Source organism: Prosthecobacter sp., assembly GCF_044226605.1.
Lineage (GTDB): Bacteria > Verrucomicrobiota > Verrucomicrobiia > Verrucomicrobiales > Verrucomicrobiaceae > Prosthecobacter.
Genome location: NZ_JBGAGS010000034.1, coordinates 1 through 11,185, shown reverse-complemented (window position 1 = coordinate 11,185; position 11,185 = coordinate 1). Strand labels below are relative to the sequence as shown.

The window sequence follows — 11,185 nt, the reverse complement described above, 5'->3', positions numbered from 1 at the left end:
CGTCCAACGTCCAAGGCCAGCGCCTACAGCAGCCGCCACTCACGCCCGTCCGCGCGCAGCAGATCGTCCGCTTCCTTCGGCCCCCAGCTTCCCGCCGGGTATTCATGCATGGGTGGTGGAGCCTCGGACTTGTGCCAGGCGTTCTCGATTTCATCGATGAATCTCCACGCGTTTTCCACCTCGTCACGGCGGGCAAACAGCGTCGCATCTCCGGCCATCGCATCCAGCAGCAGGCGCTCGTAGGCCTCAGGGCTGGCTTTCCCAAAGCTCGATGAATAGCGGAAGTCCATCTTCACCTGCTGCATGCTCATCGCCTGCCCGGGCTGCTTGCACAGGATGCGCAACGCGATGCCCTCGTCCGGCTGAATGCGGATGACGAGCGTGTTCTCGCTGTGCTTCAGCATGGCGGAGGTCGCAAACGGCACCTGCGGCGGCTTCTTGAAATGCACGCTGATCTCCGTGGCCTTCTTCGGCAGCTGCTTGCCCACGCGAATATAGAAGGGCACTCCCTGCCAGCGCCAGGTGTCGATCATCAAACGCAGCGCCACATACGGCTCCGTCTGGGATTCCGGATTCACGCGGTCCTCCTGCCGGTAGCCCACGCGCGAGACGCCGTCCACGCTGCCGGCGGTGTATTGGGCGCGCACCACATGCTTGCCCACCTCCTCGGCTCCCACCAGCGGGCGCAGCGCGCGGATCACCTTCACTTTTTCATCACGCACACTGTCCGCACTAAGGTCGGTCGGAGGCTCCATGGCCACCAGGGACACCAGCTGCAGCAGATGGTTCTGCACCATGTCACGCAGCGCACCCGCAGTGTCATAATATCCGCCACGCCCGCCTTCCATGCCCAGGTTCTCGGCACAGGTGATCTGCACGTGGTCGATGTAGCGGCTGTTCCAGTTCGGTTCGAAAATCGAGTTCGCAAAGCGCAGGACCATGATGTTCTGCGCCGTTTCCTTGCCCAGATAGTGGTCGATGCGGTAAGTGTCCTTTTCCTCAAAGGTCTCGGCCACCACATGGTTCAAAGCCTTCGCACTGGCCAGATCCTTGCCAAACGGCTTTTCGCACACCACGCGCGCCCACTTTCCACCCACGCCTTCGTTCAGACCGGCTTTTTTCAGCATCTCCAGGATCGGCTTGAATGCCTCGGGCGCTGACGCCAGATAAAAGAGCCGGTTCGCGGGCATGCCGCGCTCTTCATCAAACTGGTTCAGCAGCCTGGCCAGGGACTTGTAACCTTCCAGATCTTCAAATTCGCTGCGGTGATAGTGGATGCACTGCGAGAAGCTTTTCCACAGTTCGTCATTGTGCCCCTGGCGGCTGTTCTTGCGGTTGCCCTCCTCCAGCTCACCACGAAAGACTTCGTCCGTCTTTTCACGCCGGGCAAACCCCACCACCTTGAACTGCGGTGGCAGGTCTCCCGCGGCGGCGATGTTATAAATCGCCGGGATCAGCTTGCGGTGCGTCAGGTCTCCGGTGGCACCAAAAATGACCACGGAGCAGGGTTCCGCACGGTGGCGGGAGAGCAGTGTCTCTTGAAAGGGATTTTCCAATTCGGGCATGGTTATAAGCAAGGACTACGCCACAAACTGGGCGCTGGACTGCCAGACTAACCCGCCCCCCACCGATGGCAACCTGCGATGCTTCCCCGCCGCCTCCGGATGGATGAAATGACTTCATGAATGTCATGAATCCGCCTGCGGCCTCATTCCGCCCCACCCCGCCGTTCAATAAGCGTCTCTTTCGCCTTTTTTCTCTCCATCTGCTGGGTTTCAAAGGTTTGACAGCACGGCTCATCCGTTGACAGTCGCCAGCCAATGAGCAAACCGGCACCTGAGTCAGACATTCCGATTCCGGAAGACGTAAAAAAAGACAAAGGCTTGTGGGAGAAAACCCGCAAGAGCCTGATCGAGCGTTTGAACAATTGGGAAGACCAGAAGACCTGGAACGAGTTCTACCAGACCTACTGGCGTCTCATCTTCAGCGTCGGCACCAAGGCCGGTCTCACCCGTGAGGAAGCCTTTGATGTGGTTCAGGAAACCATCATCGCCATCGCCCGTCAGGTCCAGAAAGGTCAGTACGATCCCCGCGCAGGCTCCTTCAAGGCCTGGCTCCTCCAGATGACCCGCTGGCGCATCCTGGACGTCTTCCGCGCCCGCAAGCGCCAGCCTTCCCTGGCAGACCAGGGCAATGCCGACACCGAAGACACCAGCGGCCAGGTCATTGACCGCCTCTCCCAGGACAAGGACAACCTGCTGGAAAACATCTGGGACCGCGAGTGGCGGGACAACATCACCGCCGCCGCCTTGGAGCGTGTCAAAGCCAAGGTTTCCCCCCGCCAGTTTCAGATTTTCGACTGCTACGTCATGAAAGGCTGGGGCGTGAAGAAAACCTCCGAGGCCCTCGGAATCAATGCCGCCCAGGTCTATCTGGCCAAGCACCGCGTCGGTGCTCTGGTGAAGAAAGAAGTGCAGGGGCTTGAGAATACGATGCTTTAGTGGGAGAGTTCCGCGCGCCTGCGCCGGCTTGATCCCGCCCGCACCTGCCGCTACCTTCCTCCCACGACAGCTTCATGAGCGATTCAGCAGCCCCGCACGCCGATCTTCCGCCTTCGCCCGAAAGCGCGGATGACGCAGGCGGCATGTCCGCGGAGGAAGCTGCAGCTGCCGCGCGCGATGCCGCCCTGCTCGATGGCGACTCTTTTGAAGTCGACCTGCCTGCGCCTCCCATCGCAGCGCCCACAATCCATGAGAAGGTTCGCGCCCGCGACAAAAACGGCCCGCCCTCCCATCGCGATGACATCGTCATTCCGGACTACACGCTGCTCAAGCGCATCGGCTCCGGCGCCTACGGTGAAGTCTGGCTGGCGCAGAGCGTCACCGGTGCGCTCCGTGCCGTGAAGATCGTCTGGCGCGAGGACTTTGAGCTTACCCGCACCTTCCACCGCGAGTTCCAGGGCATCCAGCAGTTCGAGCCCATCTCGCGCGGCCACCCCTGCCTCGTGCATATTCTCCATGTCGGCTGGAATGAGAACCGCGGCTTCTACTACTGCGTGATGGAGCTGGCGGACGATGCCGAGGACGGCGCGCACATCAAAGACGTCAAGACCTACGTGCCGCGCACGCTCACCACGGACATGAAGCGCCACGGCAGGCTGGACCCCTTCTTCTGCCGGGATGCGGGCGTGTACCTGGCCGATGCGCTGCACTACATGCACAATCACGGTCTCACCCACCGCGACATCAAGCCCTCCAACATCATCTTCGTGGGCGGCGTGTGCAAGCTGGCGGACATCGGCCTCGTCGCCGCATTCGGAGAGCGCACCTTTGTCGGCACGGAAGGCTTCGTGCCACCTGAAGGCCCGGGCACTCCGCAGGCGGACATCTACAGCCTGGGCAAGGTGCTCTACGAAATGAGCAGCGGCAAAGACCGCATGGAATTCCCCGAGGTGCCTGACAACCTCTCGGATGAGGAGTGGCCGTTCTGGATCGATCTCAATCGTGTCATCTGCAACGCCTGTGAAGCCGATCTGGACCGCCGCTTTGCCAATGCTTCAGACTTTGCCGAGGCCCTGCAGCACGTCGGCTCCATCAAGCGGGAGAGCTTCATCCGCCGCTTCTCCCGTGCCGCAGTCATCACCACGGTCGCCTCTTTTGTGGTGGCAGGCGGTCTCGTCATGGCCAAACACCAGCGCGAATGGAGCTACGAGATTCCCGTGCCCGTGAAGCCCCCGCCGGTGGCACCCGCGCGCCCGGAGACTCCCACCCCCAACAAGGAGTGGCAGAACCGCCTCAAGCAATGGTTCTCCTGGAAACAGGACCGCCACGTCGCCGATCTCCCGCTGAACATCGTGGATTTCCGCAATTTCCTCGAAGACACCACATCCGCCGCCGAGTACGAAGTGACCCCTCTCGCGCAGCCGGACAAATCCACCCTCTGGGCGGCGGTCATTCCCAAGGACGAGGCCGACTCCTACTGCGCGTGGATGACCGCCAGCGACCGCAGGACCGGCCGCCTGGATGCAGCCCACGAGTACGCCTGGCGCGCCATGAGCGTGCCGCAGCCCCCCGGCTCCGCCAAGCCCAAGCCCGGTCACAACATGATCCGCTGTGAAATCGTCAGCGTGAAGTTTGGCAGCCTCAACATCGCCAGCACACCGCCAGGGGCCGAAATCCACGAAGGCGAACGCATCGTCGGCCGCACTCCCATCGCACTGTCCAAGGTGCGCGCGGACACCTTCCACTACGAGATCATCCTTCCCGGCTACAAGCCGGAAGTCGTCAGCGGCAAGCTCAAGGAAGGGCAGAGCATCAGCTTCAATCTCCGTCTCAAGGCCACCGGCTCCGTCGTCTTTGGCAAGCCCTGGCAGAACAGCCTCGGCATAAAGTTTGTCTCCCTCGGCAAGGCCATGATGGCCAGCATCGAGACACGCCGCAAGGATTTCGCCGAGTTTGCCAAGGCCACCAATCAGCCGCCCGTAACAGGCCGCGAACTTGAAGCCGGCCCCGATCTCCCCGTCAGTATGGTCAACCGCTCCGAGGCGGAGTTTTTCTGCCGCTGGCTGACAGACCGCGAGCGCGCCCAGGGGTTGCTGGAGCCGGATCAGGAATACCGCCTGCCCACCGACGACGAATGGAGCATGGCCGCCTATCTTTCCCGCGAAGTCGGCGCCACTCCGTCCGAGCGCAGCATGCGCATCGAAGGCATCTACCCCTGGGGCTTCATCTGGCCGCCTCCGGCCAAATCCGGCAACTTCCTCGACAAATCCGCTGACAAGACCGGGAAAAAAGCCATCCCGCAATACGACGACGGCTTTGCCGATGTCTCCCCCGTCGGCTCCTTCCGTGCAGACGGCCGCGGGTTGTTCGATCTGTCCGGAAACCTCTGGGAATGGGTCTCCGACTCATGGGGCGACATGCCTGACCAGGGTGTGCTGCGCGGCGGTGCCTACACCACCGCAGAGCGCCAGGAACTGCTCGCCTCCTTCCGCAGGCATGCCACCGCTGCGGATCGCCATCCCGACGCGGGCTTCCGCCTGCTGCTCTGGAACATCGGCCAGATGGCGCGCGAGGACGAGGACTGAAGCCGTTTCTTTTGTCGGAATAAGCAATCTTGCCTGCTTCTCCCACGTATCAGCACATCAACGCCATGAAACTCCACCTCACCCTTCTTGCCACCTTCGCCATCGCCCTCTGCATCGTGCAGGCTGAGGACAAACCCAAAACCGATTCCAAAAACATGAAGCCCGAAGTTGTCAGAACCACCAGTGAATGGGAGAAAATGCTCACCCCCGAGCAGTTTGCCGTGACCCGCATGCGCGGCACCGAGCGCGCCAACGGCGCGGCCTATCACGAGTTCGAAGCTCAGGGAGAGGGCACCTACTACTGCGTCTGCTGCGGCGCGGAGCTCTTCACCTCCAAAGAAAAATTCCACTCCGGCTGCGGCTGGCCTTCCTTCTACGACAGCTCCAAAGCCAAGGGCGTGCTCGAAAAAGTGGACAACAGCCACGGCATGCACCGCGTGGAAACCGTGTGCAAACGCTGCGATGCCCACCTCGGCCACGTCTTTGAAGGCGAAGGCTTCAAGACCCCCACCGACCGCCGCTTCTGCATCAACGGCGTCGCCTTGAAATTCGTCCCCAAAGGCGGCGAAGCCCCCAAGCTTCTCGAAGTGAACTCCGCCGCCGTGCAGGAAAAGAAAGGCGAAGTCGCCAAAGAAGGCGGTGTGGAAGCAAAGAAGTAAAGCACGACAGACGCACCTGTCTGTCGATCAGCGCTCCACCAGCCCCCATCGCCTCCGAAGAACCGGCCGCGCGCTCTGGGGTGCAGGTGTGGCGTCATTCCTCCCCGTCTCTCAGCGCATCGCAAGCACCACGTTCACCAGCACCACCACCACGACGGCTGGCACAAGCCATGCCGCAGGCCTGCTCCTGATCATCGGCGTTCGCAGGATCGCCGCCTGATACTCGTGAGAGAGCACGACCCTTGCCCGCGCACTGCGCAGAAATGCCAGCACACAGGCCTGAAAGACGATCGCGATCCAACCCGCAGGCAGCTGGTTGAAGGCGATCACGATCACCAGAAACGCCAGCACGTTCGTCAGCAAGCCTGCCCAACGCCTGAGAAAATACAGCCCCGCACCCGCCACGCAGAGCAGGCTTCCGAGAACGATGAACGGCCATGGAAGGACCACCATCCCATATTCCTGCAGGAGCATCCTCATCATCACCAGATTGATCACGAGACTGGTCAGGCTCCTCACCATCACCAGCAGGCCCAAAGCCTTCAGATGACTCTCGGTGCGCAGAAATGCCTGCCGCACGTGTGACGCGTTCGTGTTGTCGTAATAGGCCTCGGACTGCGGGGCCGCGTAAGGATTCAGTTCTTCCATCTCGCGGCCTCCAGGCGGAGCAGGACTCACATCACATCTTCCCTGTCTTCACATAGTCGATGATCTTCTGGTCATCGTCTCCGGCCGCCCACGTCACACGCAGAAAATCCGCCGGGTGCAGCTTGTGCTGCTCAAAGAACGCACGGTCTCCGCCGCAGCCGTACATCGTGTCCGGGTCCATCTCGCCCTTCAGCTTGGCGCGAGCCTTCACGATCAGGCGCGGCAGCCACGGCATGCCCTCCACCGCGGCCGTTTTCGGCGGCAGTTCACCCGGCGGCACCGTCTTTTCACTACGCTGACTGTTCTGCACCACCCGGAAGAAATCCCTCCTCACAGCAGCCACCAGCAGGCTCGTCGCCAGCGTCGGCCCCTCGGAGCCATAGCGGCAGTGATCATCCACAAAGTCAAAAAACTCCTGTGCCGTGTAGCCGATGCCGTCCAGAAAGGTCTGGTCCGCCTCCGTGTACCAGTTCACCGCACGGGTGTCGCCTCCACGGTGCAGTTTGGCGCAGCGCTCGAAGAGTTCACAGAAAGTCGTGTCCCATGTAAGATCGTTCATAATTGTATCCTACGCATAACGAAGTTGTTTTGACCGTCAAATATTCGCGCAACCAATCCGCCCCACCCGTGGTTTACATTGCGCATGACCTTCGCTAGCATGGCAGCCACACTGCCAGCCTACCTCATGCCCGAACCGGACCGGAATGCTCCCCTACCGCCACCGCAGGCAGCCGCCGACGGTGCGGAGGAGTCATCCGACCAGGAGAGCGTGCGCCTGATGCTCCGCGTGAAGGAGGGGGATGTGCAGGCCTTCGAGCGCCTGGTGGAGCTGCATCAAAATGCCGTCATCGGCACCTGCGCCCGCATGCTCAACAACATCGACGATGCCCACGACATCGCCCAGCAGGTTTTCATCCGGGTCTGGCGCAGCGCCCCGCGTTACGAGGTCACCGCCAAGTTCACCACCTGGCTTTTCACCATCACGCGCAATCTGGTCTTCAACGAAACCCGCCGCCGCTCCCGCCGCAAGGAGGTCAGCATTGAGCAGGAAAACGAAGACGATCCCCCCAAGTACTTCGCCGACCACAGCATCCCCGGCGCCGACCACATCACCCAGCAGACCGAGCTTGAGCAGGCCCTCGACAAAGCCATTGCCGCGCTGCCGGAGAAGCAGCGCATCGCCGTCGTCATGCGCCGCCACCAGGACCTGCCATACGAAGACATCTGCGCCGTCCTGAAGATGTCCCTCCCTGCCGTAAAAAGCCTCCTCTTCCGCGCCCGCACCGAGCTGAGAAAGCATCTGGCCGCGCACTTGGGAGAAGACGTGGAATAGGAAGTACGACAGACACTCCTGTCTGTCGATCGACGCTCACGCAGGCAAAAGGGCTTCCAGATGCAGTCGCCGTCTTCTCCACCGGCCCCGGCTCATTCGATTTGATGCTTGAAGTTCCCAGCTGCCTCCGGCGTACTCTCCGTCCCACCGCATGAAACGCTTCCTGCTCGCCCTTCTCTGCCCGACGCTTCTCCTCGCAGCCCCCAAGCCCCTCTTCAGCTCCAAGCTCATCACCAACGCCGCGCCCAACCACAGCGTGGACATCGATGTGTCCCTCGAAGGCGCGAAAGAACTCTACCTCGTCGTCTCCGACGGCGGCAATGGCTTCACTGCTGACTGGGCAGACTGGGCCGAGCCACGCCTCATCCTCGCTGACGGCAGCGAGAAAAAACTGACCGAGATCGAATGGAAATCCGCGCAAAGCGGCTGGGGCAATGTGAGTGTGAACGCCAACGCCATTGGCACTGAGCTGCGCAGCGCCGGCAAAGCCATCGAGTACGGCATCGGCACACACGCCAACAGCATCATCGCCTACAACCTCCCCGCAGGCACCAAGCGCTTCAAAGCCCGTGGTGCCCTGGACGAGGGCGGCACCCGGCAGCTCAACGCCAGCGTCGAGTTCCGCGTTTACACCGAAAACCCGGGCCCCATCACCGCCAGCGACTCCGCCACTCACGATCCCGCCGATGCCGTCACTTCCCTCACCGTGCATCCCGAACTGCAGGTGCAGCTTTTCGCCAGCGAGCCCATGATGGAGAGTCCCTCCAGCATCGACATCGACGCACGCGGCCGCGTCTGGGTCTGCGAAGTGGTGAACTACCGCAAGCATCTCGGCGAACGCGCCGAAGGCGACCGCATCCTCATTCTCGAAGACACCGACAGCGATGCCAAGGCGGACAAATCCACCGTCTTCCATCAGGGCCACGATGTGGACAGCGCGCACGGCATCTGCGTTCTCGGCAACAAGGCCCTCATCTCCTGCGGCGACGACGTCTTCTGGCTCATCGACGACAACGGCGACGACAAGGCCGACCGCAAAGAACTCATGTTCACCAAGATCGGCGGCGCGCAGCATGACCACGGCATCCACGCCTTCCACTTTGGCCCCGATGGCCGCCTCTACTTCAACTTCGGCAACGCCGGCAAACAGCTCTGCGACAAGGACGGCAATCTCATCACCGACATCCACGGCGTCAAATGCACCAACCAAAACAACCGCCCCTACCAGCAGGGCATGGTCTTCCGCTGCGAACTCGACGGCAGCAACGTCGAAGTCCTCGCCTGGAACTTCCGCAACAACTGGGAAGTCGCCGTCGATAGCTTCGGCACCCTGTGGCAGTCCGACAACGACGACGACGGCAACAAAGGCGTGCGCATCAACTACGTCATGGAGTTCGGTAACTACGGCTACTCCGACGAAATGACCGGCGCAGGCTGGCAGACCCCGCGCATCGGCTGGGAGAGCGAAATCCCCCAGCGCCACTGGCACCTCAACGACCCCGGCGTCATCCCCAACCTCCTGCAAACCGGTGCCGGCAGCCCCACCGGCATGCAAGTCTATGAAGGCGATCTCCTCCCCAGCATCTTCCACGGCCAGCCCATTCATTGCGATGCCGGCCCTAACGTCGTCCGCGCCTACATCACCCAGCCCGATGGCGCAGGCTACAAAGCCGAAATCACCAACATCCTCGAAGGCACCAAAGACAAATGGTTCCGCCCCAGCGACGTCGCCGTCGCCCCCGACGGCTCCCTCATCGTCGCCGACTGGTACGACCCCGGCGTCGGCGGCCACGGCATGGGCGACACCACCCGCGGCCGTTTGTTCCGCGTGACAACAAAGGCGGCGGAGAAGTATCAGACTCCAAGTTTCAAAATGGACAACGTCGAAGGAGCCGTGGCTGCGTTGAAGTCGCCGAATGAAGAAGCACGGTATCTGGCATGGCAGGCACTCAAAAAATTCGACACCAAAGCCATCCCCGCACTCAACAAACTTCTGGCCGACACCAAAGCAGAACCACAGCACCGCGCACGCGCCCTCTGGGCTGTAGCTCGGTTTTCCGAAACCGAGGCCGCAGCCGAATCTCCCAGCGACCTCAAATTCGCCATTCCAGCCTACCTTCAATCCGCCCTCACCGACACCGATCCCAACCTCCGCATTACCGCCATCCGCGCCGCCCGTCAGCTCTGGCAGCAGAAGCAGCCGGAAAGACTGGAACGTGAAGTCATCAAAAAGGTACTCTTTGATAAATCGCCCGCTGTGCGGCGCGATGCGGCCATTGCTCTTCGATTCGATGATTCGCGTTTGGCGTGCTTTTGTTGGGGGGATCTGTATTCTGGTGTCGATGGAAATGGCGGTGTCGATCGTAATGACCGATGGGCTGTTGAAGCTATCGGTATCGGACAAGATTTGTTTATCCAAGAGCGCTGGATAGACGGTCTCAGCAGGAGCAAACTCGACAACGCCCCTTGGCAAAAAGCCCCTCCCCCAGACTGGCGCAGATTCCTCGAATCGGTTTTCACATCTCCCATTGGAGATGACGTGAAAGCTCAAGTTCCCGTGACCGGAATTGCGATGGCAGAGTCACTAAAGCTCCTCCGCGCCCTCCAGCTCCTCTCCTACAAATACCCCAAGGAAGTCTCCGCCGCCGCTTTGAACATCTTCCTCAAAGCCGACCCCGAAATGGCCCTCGCCTCCACCGCGCTCCTCGACCGCAACACCATTGCCTCCAATCCCGAGGCCAAGACGCGCCTCGACTCCCTCCTCAAGCCCGTCATCGGCAAACCGGAATTCATCGCCCTCGTCGAACGCCTCAACCTCACCGGCTTCGAAAAAGAACTCCTCGACTACATCGTCGCCAATCCCAACGCACCTGAGTCCGTCAACGCCGCACGCCTCATCGCCGCCAATCGCGATGGCGCCCTGCGTTTCCTCAAAGACGCCGACGCCCCCTCCGCCAAAGCCCTCATAGCATCGCTCGGCCGCGTGAGCGATCGCGCCTCAGTCGCCGTGCTCAATCAAGCCTTCTGGTCCGAGAAACACGCAGACGTCCGCCACACCATCATCGACGCCCTCGCCCTCAGCGGCGAAGGCGGCCGCAACATCCTTCGCTGGCAGAGCGAAGGCAAACTCCCCGCCGAATTCAAAGACCAGTCCTCCCTCGCCCTCAGCCGCAGCACCGATGCCAGCGTGCGCGATCAGGCCGCCAAAGAACTCCCCCTCCCCGCCGCCCAGGGCCTCGACAACTTCCCCAAGCTTCCCGAACTTGTGAAGCTCAAAGGCGATGCCGCCAAAGGCCCGCAGATGTTCATGCAGGCAGGATGCATCGCCTGCCACCGCGTCAAAGGCCAGTACATCGACTTCGGCCCCGACCTCTCGCAGATCGGAGCCAAGCTCAGCCAGGACGGCCTCTTCACCGCCATCCTCTACCCCAGCGCCGCCATCGAGCACAGCTTCGTCGG

The 11,185-nt window shown here is 61.5% G+C and carries 8 protein-coding genes; 5 read left to right on the top strand and 3 right to left on the bottom strand.

Annotated elements, in window-relative coordinates; all coding sequences use genetic code 11:
- Window positions 1-23: 23 nt before the first annotated feature.
- Window positions 24-1,565 carry a glucose-6-phosphate dehydrogenase gene (zwf, locus tag ACILSO_RS30285; protein ID WP_395741240.1) on the bottom strand — a complete coding sequence of 514 codons (1,542 nt, stop codon included), beginning with the start codon at window positions 1,563-1,565 and terminating at the stop codon, window positions 24-26.
- A 255-nt stretch (window positions 1,566-1,820) separates the two neighbouring features.
- Between zwf and ACILSO_RS30280 the strand changes: the two genes are divergently transcribed.
- From ACILSO_RS30280 to msrB, 3 genes are all read left to right on the top strand, one after another.
- A complete protein-coding gene (locus ACILSO_RS30280) occupies window positions 1,821-2,501 on the top strand; it encodes an RNA polymerase sigma factor (RefSeq protein ID WP_395741239.1) in 681 nt (226 codons plus the stop codon).
- 74 nt (window positions 2,502-2,575) lie between these two features.
- Window positions 2,576-5,086, top strand: coding sequence for a protein kinase domain-containing protein (locus ACILSO_RS30275; protein WP_395741238.1), 2,511 nt, complete (start codon window positions 2,576-2,578; stop codon window positions 5,084-5,086).
- Window positions 5,087-5,151: 65 nt separating this feature from the next.
- Entirely contained in the window at window positions 5,152-5,745 is a 594-nt protein-coding gene (msrB, locus tag ACILSO_RS30270; RefSeq protein WP_395741237.1) for a peptide-methionine (R)-S-oxide reductase MsrB, read from the top strand.
- Window positions 5,746-5,856: 111 nt separating this feature from the next.
- On the opposite strand, the gene ACILSO_RS30265 is transcribed toward msrB, so the two are convergent.
- Complete coding sequence (locus tag ACILSO_RS30265; protein WP_395741236.1) at window positions 5,857-6,393, bottom strand: hypothetical protein; 537 nt, start codon at window positions 6,391-6,393, stop codon at window positions 5,857-5,859.
- 31 nt (window positions 6,394-6,424) lie between these two features.
- The gene (locus ACILSO_RS30260) at window positions 6,425-6,952 is read right to left on the bottom strand and encodes a DUF5069 domain-containing protein (RefSeq protein ID WP_395741235.1); all 528 of its coding nucleotides are present in this window, start codon (window positions 6,950-6,952) and stop codon (window positions 6,425-6,427) included.
- A gap of 99 nt (window positions 6,953-7,051) precedes the next feature.
- Here ACILSO_RS30260 and ACILSO_RS30255 point away from each other — a divergent pair, with 99 nt between their 5' ends.
- On the top strand, window positions 7,052-7,726 hold the full coding sequence (locus tag ACILSO_RS30255; RefSeq protein ID WP_395741234.1) for an RNA polymerase sigma factor: 675 nt from the start codon (window positions 7,052-7,054) through the stop codon (window positions 7,724-7,726).
- Window positions 7,727-7,877: 151 nt separating this feature from the next.
- The coding region (locus ACILSO_RS30250) for a PVC-type heme-binding CxxCH protein (protein ID WP_395741233.1) at window positions 7,878-11,185 on the top strand (3,308 nt) is incomplete at its 3' end.